Source organism: Arthrobacter sp. 9AX, from assembly GCF_902506095.1.
In the GTDB taxonomy this organism is placed as follows: Bacteria; Actinomycetota; Actinomycetes; order Actinomycetales; family Micrococcaceae; genus Arthrobacter.
In genome coordinates this window covers 2,547,395-2,566,447 of sequence record NZ_LR733293.1, presented here as the reverse complement: position 1 = coordinate 2,566,447, position 19,053 = coordinate 2,547,395, and the positions used below count along the sequence as shown (strand labels likewise).

At 66.5% G+C, this 19,053-nt stretch carries 24 protein-coding genes and 1 riboswitch; of the genes, 16 read left to right on the top strand and 8 right to left on the bottom strand.

Annotated features, from left to right (window positions below; all coding sequences use genetic code 11):
• The first annotated feature begins 74 nt into the window (after positions 1-74).
• The gene (locus BACI348_RS11785; RefSeq protein ID WP_159826047.1) at positions 75-506 is read left to right on the top strand and encodes a hypothetical protein; all 432 of its coding nucleotides are present in this window, start codon (positions 75-77) and stop codon (positions 504-506) included.
• A 131-nt stretch (positions 507-637) separates the two neighbouring features.
• On the opposite strand, the gene BACI348_RS11780 is transcribed toward BACI348_RS11785, so the two are convergent.
• Positions 638-814, bottom strand: coding sequence for a hypothetical protein (locus BACI348_RS11780; RefSeq protein ID WP_236557536.1), 177 nt, complete (start codon positions 812-814; stop codon positions 638-640).
• A gap of 97 nt (positions 815-911) precedes the next feature.
• Between BACI348_RS11780 and BACI348_RS11775 the strand changes: the two genes are divergently transcribed.
• The 3 genes from BACI348_RS11775 to BACI348_RS11765 are packed head-to-tail and all read left to right on the top strand — an operon-like array spanning position 912 to position 4,838.
• Positions 912-1,868 carry a ribonuclease Z gene (locus tag BACI348_RS11775; RefSeq protein WP_159826043.1) on the top strand — a complete coding sequence of 319 codons (957 nt, stop codon included), beginning with the start codon at positions 912-914 and terminating at the stop codon, positions 1,866-1,868.
• Between the two features lie 55 nt (positions 1,869-1,923).
• Positions 1,924-3,366: an APC family permease gene (locus tag BACI348_RS11770; protein ID WP_159826041.1), complete on the top strand. Its 1,443-nt coding sequence runs from the start codon at positions 1,924-1,926 to the stop codon at positions 3,364-3,366.
• The gene (locus tag BACI348_RS11765; protein ID WP_159826039.1) at positions 3,363-4,838 is read left to right on the top strand and encodes a protein adenylyltransferase SelO; all 1,476 of its coding nucleotides are present in this window, start codon (positions 3,363-3,365) and stop codon (positions 4,836-4,838) included. Before BACI348_RS11770 ends, BACI348_RS11765 begins: the two co-directional genes overlap by 4 nt.
• 100 nt (positions 4,839-4,938) lie before the next feature.
• Here the strand turns inward: BACI348_RS11765 and BACI348_RS11760 are convergent, their stop codons facing one another.
• On the bottom strand, positions 4,939-5,790 hold the full coding sequence (locus BACI348_RS11760) for a C40 family peptidase (protein ID WP_159826037.1): 852 nt from the start codon (positions 5,788-5,790) through the stop codon (positions 4,939-4,941).
• A gap of 3 nt (positions 5,791-5,793) precedes the next feature.
• A riboswitch (cyclic di-AMP (ydaO/yuaA leader) is annotated at positions 5,794-5,984 on the bottom strand.
• A 395-nt stretch (positions 5,985-6,379) separates the two neighbouring features.
• Between BACI348_RS11760 and BACI348_RS11755 the strand changes: the two genes are divergently transcribed.
• The 4 genes from BACI348_RS11755 to BACI348_RS11740 are packed head-to-tail and all read left to right on the top strand — an operon-like array spanning position 6,380 to position 9,082.
• Positions 6,380-7,711: a coiled-coil domain-containing protein gene (locus tag BACI348_RS11755; RefSeq protein ID WP_159826035.1), complete on the top strand. Its 1,332-nt coding sequence runs from the start codon at positions 6,380-6,382 to the stop codon at positions 7,709-7,711.
• 21 nt (positions 7,712-7,732) lie between these two features.
• Positions 7,733-8,092 carry a TraR/DksA family transcriptional regulator gene (locus BACI348_RS11750; RefSeq protein ID WP_159826033.1) on the top strand — a complete coding sequence of 120 codons (360 nt, stop codon included), beginning with the start codon at positions 7,733-7,735 and terminating at the stop codon, positions 8,090-8,092.
• Positions 8,089-8,646 (top strand): DNA alkylation repair protein, encoded by a 558-nt coding sequence (locus BACI348_RS11745; RefSeq protein WP_159826031.1) that lies wholly within the window; start codon positions 8,089-8,091, stop codon positions 8,644-8,646. The genes BACI348_RS11750 and BACI348_RS11745 overlap by 4 nt, the downstream gene beginning before the upstream one ends.
• Positions 8,639-9,082: a DUF1810 domain-containing protein gene (locus BACI348_RS11740; protein ID WP_159826029.1), complete on the top strand. Its 444-nt coding sequence runs from the start codon at positions 8,639-8,641 to the stop codon at positions 9,080-9,082. The genes BACI348_RS11745 and BACI348_RS11740 overlap by 8 nt, the downstream gene beginning before the upstream one ends.
• A 42-nt stretch (positions 9,083-9,124) precedes the next feature.
• Here BACI348_RS11740 and BACI348_RS11735 read toward each other — a convergent pair whose 3' ends face one another.
• Complete coding sequence (locus BACI348_RS11735) at positions 9,125-10,018, bottom strand: glucose 1-dehydrogenase (RefSeq protein ID WP_159826027.1); 894 nt, start codon at positions 10,016-10,018, stop codon at positions 9,125-9,127.
• A gap of 101 nt (positions 10,019-10,119) precedes the next feature.
• Positions 10,120-10,632 (bottom strand): metallophosphoesterase family protein, encoded by a 513-nt coding sequence (locus BACI348_RS11730; protein ID WP_201298414.1) that lies wholly within the window; start codon positions 10,630-10,632, stop codon positions 10,120-10,122.
• A 72-nt stretch (positions 10,633-10,704) separates the two neighbouring features.
• Here BACI348_RS11730 and BACI348_RS11725 point away from each other — a divergent pair, with 72 nt between their 5' ends.
• Both BACI348_RS11725 and BACI348_RS11720 read left to right on the top strand, forming a co-directional pair.
• On the top strand, positions 10,705-10,896 hold the full coding sequence (locus BACI348_RS11725) for a DUF1918 domain-containing protein (protein WP_159826025.1): 192 nt from the start codon (positions 10,705-10,707) through the stop codon (positions 10,894-10,896).
• 50 nt (positions 10,897-10,946) lie between these two features.
• Positions 10,947-11,456, top strand: a complete 510-nt coding sequence (locus tag BACI348_RS11720; protein ID WP_159826023.1) for an NUDIX domain-containing protein — start codon at positions 10,947-10,949, stop codon at positions 11,454-11,456.
• 31 nt (positions 11,457-11,487) lie between these two features.
• Here the strand turns inward: BACI348_RS11720 and BACI348_RS11715 are convergent, their stop codons facing one another.
• Positions 11,488-12,165 (bottom strand): endonuclease/exonuclease/phosphatase family protein, encoded by a 678-nt coding sequence (locus BACI348_RS11715; protein ID WP_159826021.1) that lies wholly within the window; start codon positions 12,163-12,165, stop codon positions 11,488-11,490.
• Between the two features lie 167 nt (positions 12,166-12,332).
• On the opposite strand from BACI348_RS11715, the gene BACI348_RS11710 reads away from it, so the two are divergent.
• The 4 genes from BACI348_RS11710 (at position 12,333) to BACI348_RS11695 (ending at position 16,403) form a co-directional block, all read left to right on the top strand.
• Positions 12,333-13,136, top strand: a complete 804-nt coding sequence (locus tag BACI348_RS11710) for a thioesterase family protein (protein WP_159826019.1) — start codon at positions 12,333-12,335, stop codon at positions 13,134-13,136.
• 71 nt (positions 13,137-13,207) lie between these two features.
• On the top strand, positions 13,208-13,744 hold the full coding sequence (locus BACI348_RS11705; protein WP_159826017.1) for a PadR family transcriptional regulator: 537 nt from the start codon (positions 13,208-13,210) through the stop codon (positions 13,742-13,744).
• A 5-nt stretch (positions 13,745-13,749) separates the two neighbouring features.
• Positions 13,750-15,477, top strand: coding sequence for an ABC1 kinase family protein (locus BACI348_RS11700; RefSeq protein WP_159826015.1), 1,728 nt, complete (start codon positions 13,750-13,752; stop codon positions 15,475-15,477).
• A 176-nt stretch (positions 15,478-15,653) separates the two neighbouring features.
• Positions 15,654-16,403 (top strand): lipoate--protein ligase family protein, encoded by a 750-nt coding sequence (locus BACI348_RS11695; protein ID WP_159826013.1) that lies wholly within the window; start codon positions 15,654-15,656, stop codon positions 16,401-16,403.
• 105 nt (positions 16,404-16,508) lie between these two features.
• On the opposite strand, the gene BACI348_RS11690 is transcribed toward BACI348_RS11695, so the two are convergent.
• Entirely contained in the window at positions 16,509-16,766 is a 258-nt protein-coding gene (locus tag BACI348_RS11690) for a mycoredoxin (protein WP_050054887.1), read from the bottom strand.
• A 119-nt stretch (positions 16,767-16,885) separates the two neighbouring features.
• Between BACI348_RS11690 and BACI348_RS11685 the strand changes: the two genes are divergently transcribed.
• Positions 16,886-17,647, top strand: coding sequence for an SOS response-associated peptidase (locus BACI348_RS11685; protein ID WP_159826011.1), 762 nt, complete (start codon positions 16,886-16,888; stop codon positions 17,645-17,647).
• Between the two features lie 52 nt (positions 17,648-17,699).
• Here the strand turns inward: BACI348_RS11685 and BACI348_RS11680 are convergent, their stop codons facing one another.
• Positions 17,700-18,122: a VOC family protein gene (locus BACI348_RS11680; protein ID WP_159826009.1), complete on the bottom strand. Its 423-nt coding sequence runs from the start codon at positions 18,120-18,122 to the stop codon at positions 17,700-17,702.
• A 19-nt stretch (positions 18,123-18,141) separates the two neighbouring features.
• On the opposite strand from BACI348_RS11680, the gene BACI348_RS11675 reads away from it, so the two are divergent.
• Positions 18,142-18,462 carry a chorismate mutase gene (locus BACI348_RS11675; RefSeq protein ID WP_159826007.1) on the top strand — a complete coding sequence of 107 codons (321 nt, stop codon included), beginning with the start codon at positions 18,142-18,144 and terminating at the stop codon, positions 18,460-18,462.
• A gap of 18 nt (positions 18,463-18,480) precedes the next feature.
• Here BACI348_RS11675 and BACI348_RS11670 read toward each other — a convergent pair whose 3' ends face one another.
• Positions 18,481-18,870: a hypothetical protein gene (locus BACI348_RS11670; protein WP_159826005.1), complete on the bottom strand. Its 390-nt coding sequence runs from the start codon at positions 18,868-18,870 to the stop codon at positions 18,481-18,483.
• Between the last annotated feature and the right edge of the window lie 183 nt (positions 18,871-19,053).

Here is a 19,053-nt window from a genome sequence, read left to right as displayed (position 1 = left end):
GGCCATGGCACCGCAGCCCATCCGTCAGTATGCTTACTATTATTGGCAAGGCCGGCCACAAGAAAGGCATCATCATGACGGAACAGAATCTGCCTGACGGCGAGCTTGAGATTGTCGACGAAAACGACGTGCTCCTGGACGAAACCCCCGGCGCGGCGTCTTCCCTGGAGCTGGACCCGGTACGGGACGGCGAACCTGACAGTTATCCCGGCGCAGCGGAGAACAACCCCGACCGCTGGCAGGAGGATCCGCTGCTCCAGGACGAAGTTTCCGGCGAAGAGGAGGACTTCCTGAGCGACCAGACCCTGCGCGATGAGATGCAGGCCACCCGCGACGGTGCCGGCAATGAGCGGGTGCCGGCCGCCACCCCGACCCTCGGCGAAGCCGTGGCCGACGTCGACTTCGGCGAGGACCCCACCGGCCTGGAGGCCGATGCCAGCGATGACCAGGAAAACTTCGGCGGCTCCCCACTTAGTGGGTTCGAGCCGGACGACCTGGAGCGCTGAGGATTTCCTCCCCTCGCCCATGGCTGCAGTCTGCAGGAAGGGGGTTTGGTTCCCGTTATCCGGGCAAAGCCCGGCTAATATAATAAGTAAACTGATGAATATCGGTTGGCAGGGTCACGACTGAAGGAGTTTCACTTGAACTTGGGAAGCATGATCAGGAATGCCGCTGGACGGTTCTCAGGCAGGACGGGCACTGGCGGCACCGTCCGCGGGCGCGGAATGAACGCCACGGGGCGGACGCCCCACACCACTGGTGCAATGGGCGCCAGGTCCGGCGGTGTTGCCCAGCGGATCATGGGAATGCTCAAACGGCATTGAGCACACAGCAAATTGATGAACCAGGAAGCAGGTCCCGGAATTTTCCGGGCCCTGCTTTCCGGTCCACCGCCGTCTTCCGCTGACAGCATGCGTGAACTCGTCATCCTGGGCACCGCCTCGCAGGTGCCAACCCGGACCCGCAACCATAACGGCTACTTCCTGCGCTGGGACGGGGAGGGACTGCTCTTTGATCCGGGCGAGGGAACCCAGCGTCAAATGATCCTCGCCGGTGTTTCCGCAGCCCGGATCACCCGCATCTGCCTCACCCACGTCCACGGCGACCATTGCTATGGCCTGCCGGGTGTGCTGTCCCGGATGGCGCTCGACGGCGTGGGGCATCCGGTCCATCTCCACTACCCAGCAACAGGGGAGGACGTGGTCCGTGCCTTGGTATCGGTCAGCTCCCCGGGGATCGACCTGCGGCTCCACCCGCACGGCGGAAGCGGAAGTGTGGCCGAAGGGCTGGAGGTCCGGCCGCTGAGGCACCGGATCGAAACCTACGGCTACCGCCTCACTGAACCGGACGGCCGCACGTTGCTGCCTGACCGGCTGGAGGCAGCCGGTCTCCGGGGCCCCGACGTCGGCCGGCTCCTGCGTGAAGGTTTCGTGGCGGGCGTCCACCTCGATGAGGTGAGTATTCCCCGGCAGGGCCAGCGCTTCGCCTTTGTGATGGACACCGCGCCCTGCGACGGGGCCGAGGAACTGGCGGACGGCGTCGAACTCCTCGTCGCGGAGTCAACCTTCAGCGATGACGACGCCGCGCTCGCCACCCAGTACCGCCACCTCACGGCAGGGCAGGCGGGGGAACTGGCCGGCAGTGCAGGGGCGCGCACCCTGGTGCTGACGCACTTTTCGTCACGGTACGACGACGTTGCCCTGCTGGCTGCCCAGGCCGGCTCTCGTGCCGCTCAAGTGAGAGTATTGGCCGCGCGGGACCTGCAGCGGGTGCCTCTTCCGGAACGGCGCCGCCGGCAGGATGCCGCTCCGCAGGCAGGCCCGGCGGACCGGACTCATTGCCAAACCGGAGCACGGGGTACAGAGTGAATTATCCGGTATGCACGCCATGGCCCAGCGGCCCAATGCGTTGTGGAGGTGGACAATGAGCACAACTTCCGAAGAAGTGTATGACGTCACCCCTGAAGGGGATGAACCAGAGCTCAAGCGGGTCCTTGGCCCGAAGCTGCTCCTGCTCTTCATTGTTGGCGACATCCTCGGCGCGGGAGTCTATGCCGTCACGGGGACCATGGCCGGAACCGTGGGCGGCATTGTGTGGCTGCCCTTCCTGCTGGCCTTTGTGGTGGCCACGCTGACCGCTTTCTCCTACCTGGAACTGGTGACGCAGTACCCGCAGGCTGCCGGCGCGGCGCTGTATACCCACAAGGCCTTCGGGATCCATTTCATCACCTTCCTGGTGGCTTTTGCCGTGGTCTGTTCGGGCATGACCAGCGCCTCCACCTCTGCCAACGTCCTGGCCCAGAACTTTTTCGGCGGCCTGGAGATCAATGGCTGGCTGGGCATGCCTGCGCAGGGAGTCATCACCGCCGTCGCCATGGCCTTTATGGTGCTCCTGGCCCTGATCAACCTGCGCGGCGTGGGGGAGAGCGTGAAATTCAACGTGGTCCTCACCCTGGTGGAGATGCTGGCCCTGTGCATCGTGATCGGCGTCGGCTTCTTTGTGATGTCCCAGGGAACAGGCAACGCCGGCGAGATCTTTGTCTTCAATGACTACCAGGACAAAGGGTTGTTCCTTGCGGTCACCGCAGCCACGTCCATCGCGTTCTTCGCCATGGTGGGTTTCGAGGACTCCGTGAACATGGTGGAGGAGACCCGGCACCCGGAGAAGATCTTCCCGCGGACCATGCTGACGGGCCTCGGCATCGCCGTCCTGCTGTACATGCTCGTGGCCGTCTCAGTGGTCAGCGTGCTTACTCCCACGGAGTTGGAAGGGATCAGGGAGGCAGAAGGCGCGGCTCTCCTGGAAGTGGTGCATAAAGGCTCCCCGGACTTCCCCATCGACAGGATCTTCCCGTTCCTGGCGGTCTTCGCCGTTGCCAACACGGCGCTGATCAATATGCTGATGGCCAGCCGCCTCATTTACGGCATGGCGCGGCAGCACGTCCTGCCGCGGCCGCTGGGCAAAGTCCTGCCCGGCCGGCGCACCCCGTGGGCCGGAATCGTTTTCTCCACGGTGCTGGCGCTCGGACTCATCCTCTACGTCACCAGCGACCCCGAAAGCAACATCGTGGCCAACCTCTCCGGCACCACCGCGTTCCTGCTGCTGTGTGTGTTCACGGTGGTCAACGTTGCCTGCCTGGTGCTGAGGCGCAAGCGCGACCCGCGCCGCAAGGTATTCTTCACTTCGCCGGGACAACTCCCGCTCGTGGCGGCATTACTGTGCGCTTTCCTGGCCGGCCCGTGGGTGGGCCGGAATGTCATCCAGTACCAAATCGCCGGCGGACTGATGGCCATCGGCGTTGTCCTTTGGCTGATCACCTGGCTGATCAATCGAAAAACAAACCATGAGGGAAGGCGTGAAGTATGACGGCTGCTGCTGAATCAACGGTCACCTTCGACGGGCGCTTTGCCCGGGAACTGACCGAGCTGGCTGTTCCATGGCAGGCAGAGGAAGCGCCCGATCCCAAGCTGCTTGTCCTCAACGCGGAACTGGCAGAAGGGCTCGGGCTGGATCCGGACTACCTCCAGTCGCCCGAGGGCGTCCGGCTCCTCCTGGGGAACCACATCCCGGCAGGCGCGACGCCGGTGGCCCAGGCCTACGCCGGCCACCAGTTTGGCGGCTATTCGCCTTTGCTCGGCGACGGACGTGCCCTCCTCCTTGGCGAGGTGACCGACGTGCACGGCCGGTTGTTCGACCTGCATTTGAAAGGCTCCGGCCGCACGCCCTTCGCCCGGGCAGGTGACGGGCGCGCAGTCGTCGGACCCATGCTGCGGGAGTATGTGGTGAGTGAGGCGATGCACGCCCTGGGCATCCCCACCACGCGCTCCCTTGCAGTGACGGCCACCGGCCGCCCGGTCCGCCGCGACACGATGCTCCCGGGCGCGGTCCTGGCGAGGGTGGCCGGCAGCCACCTGAGGGTGGGCAGCTTCCAGTATGCGCGGGCCACCGACAACATGGACCTCCTGCGCCGCCTCGCCGATCACGCCATCAACCGGCACCACCCTGCGGCGGCCCGGGCCGGAAACCGCTACCTCGCCCTCTTCGAAGCGGTGGTGGCTGCCCAGGCGTCACTCCTGGCCCAATGGATGCTGGTGGGTTTCGTCCATGGCGTGATGAACACGGACAACATGACCATCTCCGGCGAAACCATCGACTATGGGCCCTGCGCGTTTTTGGATGCCTTCGACCCGGCGGCGGTGTACAGCTCCATTGATGTGGGCGGCCGCTACGCCTACGCCAACCAGCCAGTGATGGCCGAATGGAACCTGGCCCGCCTCGCCGAAGCGATGCTGCCACTCATCAACGAGGACCAGGAACAGGCCGTGGCCCCCGCAGTGGAGGCGCTGGGCGCCTTCCGCCGGCAGTACAGCGACGCCTGGTTCGGTGGCATGAAAGCAAAACTGGGCCTCAAGGAGAGCCCGTCGGGGAGCCCGGAAGCGGAGGAAGCCTCGGAAGTGGTGGACGGTGTCATCGCCATCCTGAAGGACGGGCCGGTGGATTACACATCGTTCTTCCGCAGCCTCGGCGAGGCCGCACGGGGAAACCACCGGCCCGCGCGCGGCATGGTCCTGGACCTGCCCGCATACGATGCCTGGGCGTCTCGGTGGCAGGCCCTGCAACCGGATGCAGGCCTGATGGACCGGGTCAACCCCGCCTACATTCCGCGCAACCACCTGGTGGAAGAAGCGCTCGCCGCAGCAACCGCCGGTGATCTTGGTCCGTTCAACCGGCTCGTGGACGTGGTCCGTGCCCCGTACCGGGAGAGGGCGGGGCTGGAGCGCTACGCTGAGGGGGCGCCGGAGGAGTTTGGCAGTTACCGGACGTTCTGCGGCACCTGAGGTGTCAGCAGAAGCCGGGGGTGCCAGCCGGAATCGCCGAAACGAAACAGGGGCGGCAGGCGGGACGAACCCGCCTGCCGCCCCTGTTTGGGTGGCGTGACTACGCTACGCGGACGAAGGAAGCGCCCGGGAGCCAGCTGATGGAGTGGACTTCGGTCTTGAAGCCGTCCACGCCGCCGCTCACAACCTGGCCGTTGCCGGCGTACACACCGACGTGGCCGGCGGTGATCACCAGGTCACCGGCAGCGGGGGTGCCCACCACGGAGCCATACTGGAAGAACTGGCCGGGAGCCAGGTCGCCAACGCTCTTGCCCACGGAACGCAGGGCCTTCTCCACCATGGCGGTGCAGTCCTGCTGGACACCGACCTGGCCGTAGGCCGACGCCAGGATGGCGGCACCGGCGCCGGTGCCTGTGGCTGCCGGAGCCGATGCGAGGTTGATGTTCACACCGGTGTTGGCCGGAGCCGCGGCAACGGCAGCCTGGGCGGGAGCAGGGGCAGCTGCCTGGGCGGGAGCAGGGGCAGCTGCCGGAGCGGCCGCAACATAACCGGCGCCCGGGATCTGGATCTGGTCGCCGGGGTAGATGATGGCGGAGATGGCCAGCCCATTGGCGGACAGGACGTCGTTGAGGCTGACGCCGTAGGAAGCCGAGATGGCGCCCAGGGTGTCGCCTGAAACCACGGTGTGCACGTTGGCGGCAGCTGCTGCAGGAGCAGCTACGGCGGCGGCAGGTGCCGGAGCCGAGTAGGCCTGGGTGTTAGTGGTCCCGGTGGTGTCCGGTCCGGTTACGCCTGCGTGGGCCGGGGCGCCCACACCGAACGCAATGCCGGAAGCTGCTGCTACGGCGAGCGCCGGGCGGCCAAGTGACTTGGCGGATACAGCCAAGCCCTGGAGCACGGTTGAGCGGGCCGGAGTCGCGCGGTGACGGGCGGTAATGGAAATTTTTGACACGGTTGATCGCCTCTCCCATGCCTGCGGGGTGAGCTGTCGGGTTCGGGTTGGAGATACCCGGCCGGGAGCGGCTCCGAACGGAACAGAAGGCGCTGTCGACTTAACCCCAAGGCCTCGCATGAGGCCGTGGAAACGTGGTTCCCCCGTCCCTGCCAGCTGGAAACGATTGAATCCCGGATCAGCGGCAGGGCTCGGCATGCTGAGGGGAATGTCCCGTCTGGGAGGGACACCTGAAGACCATAACCTGCCTTTCGGGCAATTGTCACATTTGGATAACATGCGAGGTGTCTCTCTCGAATTCAGCAAACGAGTGGATGCTGTTTGCATAACGCGCTGACCACGGAAGATAGGCGCGCCGGTATTGTCGCGTGAACTTCGTCACAAAGTGCTGGATCGCGGGCCTGTCCGCACGGGAAACCCTTGCCGGTGCTTACCACATGCGGCAGGATGTCGCACCTGAAAGGAGGCATGGTTCGGCTGGCACCTGCGGCTCCTGGTCCCGCCTGCGGGCCGGGACCAGGAGTGCCGTTATAACGATGTCAGCACGCCAGCCTTCAACCGGAAGTTGAAGCCGGTATGCTTCCCAACTATGTCGCGGATCGTTATCAAAGCCCGCCCGTCAATGCCGGTGGCGCTGCTGGCCCTTGCCCTCGCGGGAACACTTGGGCCGGCACCCGCGGCGGCAGGGGACCGCGATCCGGCGGGCGATTACCCCTCCTGGCAGGATGTGCAGGAGGCGCAACGGACGGAGGCCGGCAAGGCCGCGGAGATTACTAAGATCACCGACCTCCTGGCCGGCCTGCAGTCCCAATCCGAGTCCTTGGGTACGGCCGCCGTCCAGGCCGCCGCGGACTATGCCGTGACCGACTCTGCCCTGCAGGCCGCCGGTGCCAGGGTGGACGCCCTCACCGCACAGGTTGCAGAGGCGAACGCGGGGCTGTCGCAGCACCGGAAAGAACTCGGCGCCATCGCGGCACAGTCCTACAAGACCGGCGGCACCACCATGGGAGTCTTTGTGGCCCTGGATGCCATCCAGGCCAACAACATCCAGGGCCTCAATGTGGTGCAGATCGTTGGGGACAAAACAGCGGGGCTGGTCACGAAAGCCGAAGCCGCCGGCCGGATCGCATCCTCCCTGGCGGCCCAGGAAAGCGCCGCCAAGGCCGAACGCGAACGCCTGTCCCTGGAAGCCAGGGCAAAGCTCGACACCGCCCGGTCCGCGCAGGAAGCCATGGCGCGCCAGGTGGCGGACAGCCAGCAGCATGGCCAGGAACTGACAGCGCAGCTGGCCTCCCTCAAGGGCACCACCGCGGCCGTTGAGGGTGCATACCTGCAGGGCCAGACGGCGGTGGCCGCGTACGAGGCAGCGCAGGCCGCCAAGCGCGCCGCCGCCGAAGAGCAGGACCGCCAGCGGGCGGAAGAGGCAGCCAGGGCAGCAGCGACGGCTGCCGTCCGCCCACCGGCGCCCGCTGTCCCCGCGCCTGCGACCCCGTTGCCCGCCAACCCGGTGCCGGCAAACCCGGCCCCGGCAAAGCCAGCCCCCGCACCGACGGTGCCCGTGGCACCAGGCCCGCCGCCCGTCGTGCCTTCCGTTCCCGGCGGCGGCGCAGTCAATGACCCCGCGGCCGCCAAAAGCTATGCCTCCGGCAGGCTGGGCGCGTACGGCTGGGGCCAGGACCAGTTCCTCTGCCTCGCCCAGCTGTGGACCAAGGAATCAAACTGGCTGACTACGGCCACCAACCCCTACTCCGGTGCCTATGGAATTGCCCAGGCGCTGCCGCCGGGCAAATACTCCAGCGCCGGCAGCGACTGGCTTACCAGCTACCGGACGCAGATCGAGTGGGGCCTGGGCTACATCCGCGGGCGTTACGGCTCCCCGTGCGGGGCCTGGAACCACTCCGTGGCCAACAACTGGTACTGACCGGCGCGCTAGGCTTTTCCCATGCCTGACTTCGAACGGTTCCGGATCCTGCTTGAAGAGGAGCGGGCGCGGAAGGTGGCGCTGCTGCCGGCCCTCCGCGCGGACATTGCGTCGGCGAATTCCGCTCGCCAGGATTCGAATGTGGATGACGAACATGATCCTGAAGGCTCCACCATCGCCTTCGAACTGTCCCAGGCCTCGGCGCTCCTGCAGCAAAGCAGCGCCGGGCTGGACCAAGTGGACGCCGCCCTCGCCAGGATTGCCGGCGGCACGTACGGGACCTGCGCCGTCTGCGGTGAAGCCATCGCCGAAGGAAGGCTGGAGGCCCGGCCGTGGACGCCTTACTGCATCACTCACGCGTCGGCAGGCCGCACGCGGTGAGCGCCGCAGATGCCGTGGAGGCCGCCGCCGGGTTTGTTGACCGTACCCTGCAGAACGAGGGCGCCTGGTACAGGGCCGGAGACGTCGAGGGCAGGCTGGGCGGCCGGCTCGCCTCCTACGGTTCCTCCGTGGGTGCCGTCCGGGGGACCGTCCGCGATGCGCTGCGGAAGTACAAGGACCTGGACCGCGACGCCGTGATGCAGCTGGCGTCCGCGCTGTGGGGGCAGCCTCGGCCGGGCTCCCGCGCCGTCTATGAACGCCGGCTCGCCGCCGTTGTGCTGCTGCAGACCAAGGTGGCGCTGCTGCGCCATACGGACCTGACCCGGATCGAAGGCTTCCTCCGGTCCGCAGGAACCCGGGAACTGGCCGACCCCCTGCTTGCGGACGTGGTGGCGCCACTCCTGGCCCGGCTTGGTGGCCGCGACAGGCAGCGGGCCAGCGTTGTCCTCGCCAGGTGGCGGACCGACCCTGATGGGATCCTCCGCAGCGCGGCCGCCTTCCTTGATCAGCTTTCCCTGTCCGTTGCCCCATCCCAAGGAGACACCCGTGAATGAACGCTATGACCTGGAACGCTTCGTTTCGGCACAGGATAACGGCGGAACCTACGAACAGGCGCTGGCCGAGCTGCAGGTGGGCAGCAAGTCAGGCCACTGGATGTGGTTCGTTTTTCCCCAGCTCGCAGGCCTGGGCCAGAGTGCAACTTCCCGACGCTATGCCATCAGCTCACTCGAGGAGGCCCGCGATTACCTGGAGCACCCGGTGTTGGGCCCACGCCTGCTCGAATGCGCCCAGGTCCTCACCAATCATCCCGACCGCTCCGCCGAAGACATCTTTGGCGGCATCGATGCCCGGAAGCTGCGCTCGTCCATGACACTGTTCCTGCGCGCAGCCCCCGGGGAAACCGTCTTCAAAACCGTCCTGGCGCAGTTCTTCGACGGCCAGCCCGATTCCGCCACCGACGAACTCCTCGCTGGCCGGGACGAAGGCTAGGACCGGAGGCAGGCCGGCATCCGGTCCTCGCCGGCCCTGCCGCTACGGCGTGGGACTGCCGCCGTTCACGTTCAGCGTTTCACCCACCACATAGCTGGACTCAGGTGATGCCAGGAACACATACGCGGGGGCCAGTTCGGCCGGCTGCCCTGCCCGGCCCAGGGGAGTGGACTGGCCGAATTCCGGCAGTTCCTCCTTGGGCTGGCCGCTGCTGACCTGCAGCGGCGTCCAGATGGGCCCCGGCGCTACGGCGTTGACCCGGATGCCCTGGGGTGCCAACTGCTGGGCCAGTCCTTTGGTGAAGTTGTTGATGCTCGCCTTGGTGCTGGCGTAATCCACCAGCGTGGGTGACGGGCTGTACGCCTGGATGGACGTGGTGTTGATGATGGTGGAGCCCGGCGGCAGGTGCGGGAGGGCGGCTTTGGTCAGCCAGAACATGGCATACACGTTGGTTTTCAGGGTGTGGTCGAACTGCTCGTCGGTGATGTCCGTCAGTTCCTTCTGCGCCACCTGCTTGCCGGCGTTGTTTACCAGGATGTCCACTCCGCCCAGCACAGCCACGGCGGTGTCCACCACCTCGCGGCAGACGTTCGGGTCCTTCAGGTCGCCGGGGACCTTGACGGCTTTCCGCCCGGCCGCCTCGATAATGCCGGCAATGCGGGATGCGTCCTCTTCCTCCTCCGGCAGGTAGGACAGCACCACATCAGCGCCTTCGCGGCCGAAGGCAATGGCTGTGGCCGCGCCGATCCCGGAGTCCGCGCCGGTCACTATAGCCCTCCGGCCCTCCAGCCGGCCGGTGCCGCGGTACGTTTCCTCGCCAAGATCCGCTTTCGGTTCCAGCTCCGCGTCCAGGCCGGGCTCGGGCTGGTGCTGCTCCGGCGGCGAGATCTTCCCGTAGGCAGTCACCGGATTGCGGAAGGTGTACTGGTCGGTCATGGTGGTCCTCCTGATGCGTAGGGATGGAACACTAGAAGCTAAGCATGCTTACCGTTCCAGCCTGGGCAATGGGGCGGCCCGCTGCCAACCCGCGTCCGCGCTCAGGGCATGTCCCGGTGGACTTTCACCAGCCGGACGTGATTCAGGCCGCCGGAATCAACCGTTGCTGTTATGTACGTGCAGGCGGGCTGGCGGCGCCGGTCGGTGGGGGAGCCCGGGTTGAGCAGCCGCAGGCCCCGTTCAGAGGTGGAGTCCCAGGGGATGTGGCTGTGCCCGAAGACCAGGACATCGGCGTCCGGGTAGAGCTGTTCGCACCGCTCCTCCCGGCCTTTGGCCTGCCCTGTTTCGTGCACCACGGCGAACCGGACACCCTCCAGCGTCACTGACGCTGTTTCCGGAAGGCGTCCGCGCAGGTCGGGGCCGTCATTGTTGCCGTACACGCCCACTAGGATCTGGCTCCGCTGCTCCAGTTCGTCCAGCAGTTCGGCAGTGACCCAGTCACCGGCGTGGAACACCACGTCGGCCTGTTCGACGGCGGCCCACACCTGTGCGGGGAGTGCCCGGGCGCGCTTCGGCACGTGGGTGTCGGCGAGCAGGAGGAGGTTCAGCGGCATAGCCAAATCCTGCCACGTCCGCCCTTTTCCCGTCCGCCGGGGAGTCGTAATCTGGGGCTGGAGGTGATTGCCATGGAGGCAGTTCAGGGCGACCGGATCATTGTGCACGGCAGGACGGTGGGGTCCACTGACCGGCACGGCGTGATTCTCGAGGTCCGCGGCCAGGGCGGAACGCCACCCTACCTGGTCCGCTTTGATGACGGACACGAAACAATCATGTATCCCGGCGGTGATTTCGCCGTCGAACGCGGCAACGCCCACTAAGCACGGCCGGGCGGGTGCGCCCGTCCCGGGGCACCTGTCAGACTGGAGCGATGGATCACTCATTGGCTTCCGCCGCGTCCTCCACCCCGCCGGTCCGCACTGGTCCGCGTGACCCCGGCGACGCCTGGGTCGAGGGGGACCGCGGGCGGTTCTGGGGAAAGTTCGGCGCCGCCGGCGTCCTCGCCTACGATCCCGCCAAGGGTGTGCTCCTCCAGCACCGCGCCGTCTGGAGCGACAACGGCGGAACCTGGGGCCTGCCCGGCGGCGCGCTGCATGAAGGCGAGGATGCTGTGGCGGGCGCTTTGCGCGAGGCCTGGGAGGAAGCCGCCGTGCCGCAGGCGAACGTCGAGGTGCTGTTTACCTCGGTGCTCGACCTGGGCTACTGGTCCTACACCACAGTGGTGGTCGAGGTAGCCGAACCCTTCGACCCGGTGATCAGCGATCCCGAGAGCATCGAACTGCTGTGGATACCGCTGGCTGATGTGGAAGGCAAGGAACTGCACCCGGGTTTTGCGGCTGCCTGGCCGGACCTGCGGGAACGGATCGGCCCTCGGGCGTAGGGTATGCGGGTCCGCCCTCCTGCGGTAGGGCTCAGTAGTCCCGGCCGTATTCCGCGTGCACCAGGATGGGCAGGTGGTCGGAGTTGCCGCGCGGGAGGGTCTCCACGCTGGCGATGTCCAGGCCCAAGGAGGTGGCGAAGTCGAAGTGGCCCTTGAAGACCTTGTAGCGGGTGTAGGTCCGCCGGTTGCTCAGCGAGAGCGCGTAGCCCGAGTTTTTCATGTGGACGTGCAGGTTCTTGGTGAAGAACGGGTAGTTGAAATCGCCCACCATCAGCGTCATCAGGCCTTGGCCCATGCTCAGAAGTTCGGCGTGGGCGGCGTGGATCTGCTTTCGGCGGAGGGAATTGGACGCCGTCAGGGGCGCCGCGTGGAAGGAGCCGATCACCAGTTCATGCTGGGTCTCGTTGTCCACCACCCGGGTTCCAATCAGCCGTTCGTGCGCCGGGGCGAGGACCCTGTCGTGCACCGATTTCTTCAAGGCGAAGGACTGGGTGTCCAGGGCCGTGAACCGGCTGGTGCGGTAGTAGATGGCAAGCCCCAAACGGTTTCCCTTGGTGGCGTCGGCCAGGTGGAGAGGGCCCAGGGTCTCCGGCAGGTCGCTGGCGTCCACTTCCTGGAGGCACAGTGCATCAATGTCATGGTTCCGTGCCAGGGCAAGGAGTTCGCCGCTCGCTTTGTGCTTGCGGAGGTTGTAGCTGATGACTCGCATGGAACACCTCTTCCGAGGGTTGCTGACAGGACCGATCCCGAGTCTAGTCCGATGATGGCCGGCAGGCTCCAACATTTCGCCGCGTCCTCAAACAACCCATGCCGGTTGCCTGCTTCCCTCGCGTTAGAGTTAGTCGGAATTCACTGAACTCTCCGGGAGGGCCACCGTTGACTGCTGATCTGCCTGAACTGGCCGAGGGAAACTTCTACTACCAGTCCCTCGGCGGCGGACGCTTCCGCTCCACCATCCATGCCCAGGGCGCCTGGAACGCCCACGAGCAACACATGGCGCCTGCCTCCGGCCTGATGGCGGAGTGCCTGGAACGGCACGAGCCCCGGACGGAGCTGCGGATGGCCAGGCTGAGCTACGAGATCCTGGGCCTGATTCCGGGCGGAGAGTTCCGGATCGAGGCCACCACCCTCCGGCCGGGTAAAACCATCGAACTGGTGCAGGCTGAACTGATTGCCGGCGGCCGGCCTGCTATCCGGGCCACGGCGTGGCGGATGGCCACCAGTGACACGTCGGCAGTGGCCGCCGTCGAAGACACTGCGATTCCCGGTCCGGACGAATGCAAGCCCTATGATGGCGCAGCAGTGTGGCCCGGCGGCTACATCCGCTCCCTGGAGATGCGCGTGGCCGAAGGGCACCGGCCCGGTGCGGGCAAAGTCTGGCTGCGCACCGACCACCCCCTGACGGACAGGGCGGACAGCAGCGACCTTGCACGCCTGATGGGGCTCGTGGACACCGCCAACGGCATCGCCGCCCGGGTACCGCCGGGCAAGGGCAGCTACGCTTTTCCCAACCTTGACCTCCAGATCCACATGTACCGCCGCCCCGAAGGGGAGTGGCTGGGGCTGGACAACGCCGTCTCGTTCGGCCGGGACGGAATCGGCCTCACCTCAACAGTGCTGCACGATCTGCAGGGCCCGTTCGGGCGCGCGGAACAGATCCTGACCCTCCGCGAAAGCTGACCCTCGGCCCAGGGCCGGATGTATCGTTAAGTGTCGTTGTATATCGTTGGCGATTTACAGAGGAGACCACAATGCGTGATTCCTATCCGGCAGGTGCCTTCGGCGCAAGCGGTATGGATGGCATCTGGCAGGCCGTTGACGAGCTCCGGTCACGGTTCGAAAAGCGCGGGGGTACCCGCGCCGGCAAGGGCGAGGTGCGGGCAGCCGTGCTGGCCCTGCTCGCGGAGCGTCCCATGCACGGTTACCAGATCATCCGCGAAATCGAGGAGCGCAGCGGCGGCAGCTGGAAGCCGAGCGCCGGCTCCGTCTACCCCACCCTGCAACTGCTGGCAGACGAAGGCGTCATCAGCGCGGAGGAGTCCAACGGCCGCAAGATCTACTCATTGACCGAAGCAGGCCGCGAGGAAGCAGCCGGCAGCCACGACTCCGTGCCCTGGGCCGGCTCATCGGCCGGAGCCTCGTTCGGATCCCTGCCCAGGGCCGGGATTGAGCTGGCACAGGCCACAGCACAGGTGGGCCGGACGGGCTCGCCGGAACAGGTGCAGCAGGCCGTGGCCGTGCTCGAGGAGGCCCGGCGGAGGATTTATTCGATCCTCGCCCAGGGCTGACCCGGGTGGCTTCGGTCCGCCGCAACAGGGCAGGTCCGGTCTCCCCGTCCGGAGACGGGCGTGCCGGAAATACACGTGCCCGGTACCGCCGCATCATCCGCTTCGCCGCTTGGAACCTGGCGGTGACCTGGTGGTTTGAGCTGCTCCTGCCGCGGATCGGGCTTGCCCGGGTGGCCGAGCGGTCGCGCTCGGCCAGGATGCAGCGGTTGGCCCGGCGCTTCCGTGTGCTCGCGGTGGACCTCGGCGGCCTGATGATCAAGGTAGGCCAGTTCCTCTCGTCCAGGCTCGACGTCCTTCCGCCGGAAATCACCAGCGAACTCGCCGGCCTGCAGGATGAGGTGCCCCCGGTTCCGTTCCCGGCCATCCGTGCCCTTGCGGAGAAGGAACTGGGGGTACCGCTGGAGCAGGCATTTGCCTGGGTGGAGGAAACCACGATCGCCGCGGCCTCGCTGGGACAGGCGCACCGTGCACGGCTCCTTCCCGCTGATGCTGCCGAGACCGGGCTGAAGGACGTTGTGGTCAAGGTGCAGCGTCCGGGCATCGACGCCATTGTGGACGTCGACCTGGCAGCACTGCGCAAGGTGGGCGGCTGGCTGAGCCACTTCCGGCTCGTTTCCACCCGCGCCGACATGCCGGCACTGCTGGAGGAATTCGCGCAGACCAGCTTCGAGGAAATCGACTACCTGAACGAAGCCGCCAACTCCGAGCGTTTCGCCGGGGATTTTTCCGGCGACGGCCGCGTCGCTGTTCCCCGGGTTGCCTGGGAACGGTGCACCCGCCGCGTGCTGACCCTTGAGGACGTCACGGCCATCAAGATCACCGACGTGGCATCGCTCAGCGCCGCAGGGATCGATCCGGCCCTCGTGGCGCCGGTGTTCGCGTCGGTGATGTTCGACCAGCTCTTCACCAACGGCTTTTTCCATGCCGACCCGCACCCCGGGAACATCTTCGTGACAGCGGTTCCTGCCGGCGTCGGGGAACAGCCCTGGAAGCTGACGTTCATCGACTTCGGCATGATGGGTGAGGTTCCTGCCTCAACCCGCAGCGGGCTGCGCAAGCTGCTGATTGCCGCCGCAGCCCGCGACGGCAAAGGGCTGGTGGCCGCCATCCGGGACGTGGGTGTCCTGATGCCGTCGGCAGACGTCGTTGAGCTGGAACGGGCCATGACGCACCTGTTCGGCCGCTTCGGCGGCATGGGTTTCGCGGAGCTCCGCGAGGTGGATCCGCGCGAATTCCGTGACTTCGCGGTGGAGTTCGGCGATTTGGTGCGCTCCCTGCCGTTCCAGCTGCCGGAGAACTTCCTGCTGATCATCCGTGCCATGTCGCTGACGTCGGGTGTGTGCAGTTCCCTGGACCCGCGGTTCAACCTGTGGGACTCGGTGGAACCCTACGCGGCGCGGCTGCTCCGGGAGGAGCGCGGCAACATCCTGCAGGACGCGGCCCAGCAGGCGCTCGACGCCGCAGCAGCGGCCCTCCGGCTGCCCAGGCGGCTGGACAGCATCATCGCCAGGATCGAGGAAGGCAACCTCACCGTTGCCAACCCCCGCCTGGAACGGCAGGTGGCCAGGCTGGACCGTGCAGCACGGCGTACGGCCTCCGCCCTCGTGTTCGGCGCACTGCTGATCGCCGGAACCTTGGTCCGGGCCGACGACGCGGCGCTGGGCAATGCGCTGATGATCGCGTCCGTGGTACCGCTGCTGCACACCCTGTGGGCGGGGCGCCGGGGCAGCTGAGCCCGAGGCCGGCGTCGAGCCCCGGCGGAGGGGACGCACTCCCGCGAAATACAGACCCGCCGAAATGTCTGACGTGGCGGGCCACGGCGTACCCTAGGTTAGGCCTGCCTGCCTGCCAGCAGCTCGCGGTGCCGATATCAAGAACTGCACGATGACCCAAAGGGGAGCCCAGCACCATGCACCATGCCGATCCGGGAACACGCACGCTCACTGTAGTGCGCCAGGAGGTTTCGCTGGGTGCCGCGCGGGACCTGGAATTTGGGCTGGAGCTCCTCACCAAGGCGCGGACCGGCGGCATTGGCCCCACGCTCCGCCTGTACCGGCCCGCCCCCACCGTGGCGTTCGGCCAGCGTGACACCCGGCTGCCCGGCTTCCACGCCGCCGAGCAGGCCTGCCGCGACAACGGCTTCGAGCCGCTCGTCCGGCGCGCCGGAGGCCGGGCGGCGGCTTACCACCAGGGCACCCTCGTGGTGGACCATATCGAACCGGACGCGGACGCCATCGCGGGATCGAAAAGCCGGTTCGGATACTTCGGTGAGCTGTTCGCCGATGCGCTTCGCAGCCTCGGGGTGCACGCAGCCGTCGGCGAAATTCCGGGCGAGTACTGCCCCGGCGAATTCAGTGTGCACGGCAGTGCTTCAAGTGGCGCAGGCCGGCGGGTGAAGCTGGTGGGCACCGCCCAGCGCGTGGTGTCCGGCGGCTGGCTGTTCAGTTCGGTCATCGTGGTGGAAAACTCCGGGCCCATCCGCCAGGTCCTCACCGACAGCTACGCCGCCCTGGGCCTTGACTGGGACCCCGCAACGGCCGGGGCAGTGGACGATCTTGTCGCCGGCGTGGACGTAGCGGCCGTGGAAGATGCCCTTCTGGCCACCTACGCGCGCCATGCCCCCCTCAAAACCGCTCCGTTCAGCAGCCTGGCTGCCTAGCCTTCCACCCGGGCAACAAAAACGGGACCAACACTGTTGGTCCCGTTTTTTGCGGTGTGTGCCCCGCCGGTCGCGCAGCGTCCCCGAGCGGCGCTGGCGTGCCGGTCAGGCTGCGAGGCGGGTCTTGACCTCGGCAGCGGACGGGTTGGTGGCCGCGGTGCCGTCCGGGAAGAGGACGGTGGGCACCGTGCGGTTGCCGCCGTTAAGCTGCTCCACGAGTTCGGCGGTGCCTTCCACTTCCTCGATGTTGATCTCGTTGTAGCCGATGCCCTGAGCGTCCAGCTGCTTCTTCAGCCGGTTGCAGTAGCCGCACCACGTGGTGGAAAACATGGTGATGGTGCCGGATTCGGGAGTGAAGTCCATAAGTTTCTCCTATGTGTCGTGCAGGGGTTCCTTCCTGTCAACGGTAGCGTGCAGGCCGGTATTCCCGGGCTCTCCGCGCTTCACATGACAGTCCACCCGGCCGGTGGCATGCTGGAGCCATGTGTGGACGTTATGTGATGGCACGTGCCGTGGGAGACCTCCTGGCAGAGTTCGACGCCGAGCTCGAGGAGGAGGTGGCCATCCCGCCGTCGTGGAATGTCGCCCCCACGGACAGTGTGCCCATAGTCCTGGAGCGGCTGATTGAAGAAGGGACGGCCCCCCGGCAGGTGCGCCAGCTTCACGTGGCGAGGTGGGGGTTGGTCCCCTCCTGGGCCAAGGACCCGGGCATCGGTTCGCGGATGATCAACGCCCGCAGCGAGTCCGTGCTGGAGAAACCGGCCTTCCGTAAAGCCGTCCAGTCCCGCCGGTGCGCCGTACCCGCGGACGGCTACTACGAATGGAAGCAGGGGCCCGGGAAGTCGAAGCAGCCGTATTATGTCCACCCGGGCGAGGGCCGTGGCCTGGTATTCGCCGGGCTCTATGAGTGGTGGAAGGATCCGTCCTGGCCGGCAGGGGAGCCGGGCGGGTGGATGCTGTCCACATCCATCCTGACCACGGACACGCCGCCCCCTGGCAGCGAGGACACGGTGTTCGGCAAGCTGACGGCGCTGCACGACCGGGTGCCGCTGCCGATGGACAAATCGGTCATGGAAGCGTGGCTGGACCCGCAGGCCGATGACGCGGCCGCGCTGGTGGATCTGGTGCGGTCCGGCGTCAAGGATGTGGCAGCGGACTGGCACGTGGAGTCGGTGGGCAAGGACGTGGGAAACGTGCGCAACAACGGCCCGGAGCTGATCCGCCCGGTGGAGGCCCTGTTCTAGAAACCCGGATCCCGCAAACTGTGCCGCAGCCCCTTCCCGGGCGGGCCAGGAGCTAGACGGTGACCGTGCCGCCGTCGTCCACTGCCCAGGTGGGGTTGTACGCGACCTCCCAGCGGAAGCCGTCCGGGTCCGCGAAGTACCCGCTGTACCCGCCCCACGGCTGGGTGATGGGTTCGGCAATAATGTCGGCGCCGGCCGCGGCTGCCTCTGCCATGACCCTGTCCACGTCCTCGGGGCCGGGAAGGTTGTGGCTGAGCGTGATGCAGGGGACGGGGCCGGGGGAACCGACACCGGCATCGGCCTGCATCTGGCGCGCATCCCAGAGGGACAGCACCAGTCCGTGGTTGACCTGGATGAACACGACGTCGCCCGCAACCTCACGGTGGACCGGCCAGCCAAGGCCGTCAACGTAGAACGCGCGGGAGGCCGGAACGCTGCGGACGCCAAGGGAAATGAAGTCGACTCTGGGCTGCATGGTTCGATACTCTCAGAGGATGGCGACAATTCAAGGGAACGACCGGGATGCTTTGGCCGACAAGGAACAGCTCGCTGCCGTCCGGGTCGCCGTCGACGAGGTGGATGACCAGATAGTCACCCTGATCGCCCGCCGCGAGCGCCTGATCAGGATCGCCGGAACACTCAAGGGCGACGACGCCGAGGTCCGTGCTCCGGGCCGCGTGGAGCGGATCATCGAACACGTCCGGTCAGCAGCCGAGGAGAAGGGCATCGACCCGGACATCGTCGAGTCCACCTACCGGGCCATGATCTCCGGCTTCATCGAACTCGAACTCCGGGTCCACAAAGAAAACAGCTGAACCGCACCGGCCCAGCTGTTACAGGTTCTCCTCCACGGGGACACCGGACTGGAAATCCCGGCCGTCAGCATCGCTGAAGCCGGTCATCACATGCCCCTGGCCCAGTCCGTTAATCGCGGTGCGCGGGAACTGCCCCGTGATCCGGTTCTCCGAGTGGGTTACCCCTGCGAGGTCATAGTTTTCTTCCAGGCCTTGTTCACGGTTGAACGAGTAGAAGGCAATCGCCTCTCCGTTCATGAACTCAATGCATAAGCGCCGTTGCGTTGAATAATCCGGTGTGGCGCCCACCAGCCCTACCACATATGCGCCCGATCCCGGGATGGACCCGTCAATATCGAACGTTGCCACCAAGGTGGAGTCCTGGGCCTGAATTGATGCCTGCTTGAGGAGTGCGTCATCGGTACTCATGGCACAATCCTGCTCCCTGCCGTTCGGTCCGTCCACCCCTGAATATTGACCGGAAAGGGAAGCGCACCGTGCATTCGCGGTTGCGGCCTTGCCGCCCTGCCTGCCACCTGCCCATGTCCATGCGGCTGTCTATGCGGCGGCTTTGGGGAGGAGTAGACTGGTTTCGTTCGAATATATATTCGA

Coding starts and splice junctions, on each gene's coding strand:
- BACI348_RS11730 (WP_201298414.1), bottom strand. CDS start 10,632: ATGCCGCTGAACCTCCTCCTGCTCGCCGACACCCACGTGCCGAAGCGC.
- BACI348_RS11750 (WP_159826033.1), top strand. CDS start 7,733: ATGCCTGACTTCGAACGGTTCCGGATCCTGCTTGAAGAGGAGCGGGCG.
- BACI348_RS11680 (WP_159826009.1), bottom strand. CDS start 18,122: ATGCAGCCCAGAGTCGACTTCATTTCCCTTGGCGTCCGCAGCGTTCCG.
- BACI348_RS11770 (WP_159826041.1), top strand. CDS start 1,924: ATGAGCACAACTTCCGAAGAAGTGTATGACGTCACCCCTGAAGGGGAT.
- BACI348_RS11735 (WP_159826027.1), bottom strand. CDS start 10,018: ATGACCGACCAGTACACCTTCCGCAATCCGGTGACTGCCTACGGGAAG.
- BACI348_RS11755 (WP_159826035.1), top strand. CDS start 6,380: ATGTCGCGGATCGTTATCAAAGCCCGCCCGTCAATGCCGGTGGCGCTG.
- BACI348_RS11705 (WP_159826017.1), top strand. CDS start 13,208: ATGCGTGATTCCTATCCGGCAGGTGCCTTCGGCGCAAGCGGTATGGAT.
- BACI348_RS11785 (WP_159826047.1), top strand. CDS start 75: ATGACGGAACAGAATCTGCCTGACGGCGAGCTTGAGATTGTCGACGAA.
- BACI348_RS11670 (WP_159826005.1), bottom strand. CDS start 18,870: ATGAGTACCGATGACGCACTCCTCAAGCAGGCATCAATTCAGGCCCAG.
- BACI348_RS11690 (WP_050054887.1), bottom strand. CDS start 16,766: ATGGACTTCACTCCCGAATCCGGCACCATCACCATGTTTTCCACCACG.
- BACI348_RS11725 (WP_159826025.1), top strand. CDS start 10,705: ATGGAGGCAGTTCAGGGCGACCGGATCATTGTGCACGGCAGGACGGTG.
- BACI348_RS11695 (WP_159826013.1), top strand. CDS start 15,654: ATGCACCATGCCGATCCGGGAACACGCACGCTCACTGTAGTGCGCCAG.
- BACI348_RS11675 (WP_159826007.1), top strand. CDS start 18,142: ATGGCGACAATTCAAGGGAACGACCGGGATGCTTTGGCCGACAAGGAA.
- BACI348_RS11685 (WP_159826011.1), top strand. CDS start 16,886: ATGTGTGGACGTTATGTGATGGCACGTGCCGTGGGAGACCTCCTGGCA.
- BACI348_RS11765 (WP_159826039.1), top strand. CDS start 3,363: ATGACGGCTGCTGCTGAATCAACGGTCACCTTCGACGGGCGCTTTGCC.
- BACI348_RS11775 (WP_159826043.1), top strand. CDS start 912: ATGCGTGAACTCGTCATCCTGGGCACCGCCTCGCAGGTGCCAACCCGG.
- BACI348_RS11715 (WP_159826021.1), bottom strand. CDS start 12,165: ATGCGAGTCATCAGCTACAACCTCCGCAAGCACAAAGCGAGCGGCGAA.
- BACI348_RS11720 (WP_159826023.1), top strand. CDS start 10,947: ATGGATCACTCATTGGCTTCCGCCGCGTCCTCCACCCCGCCGGTCCGC.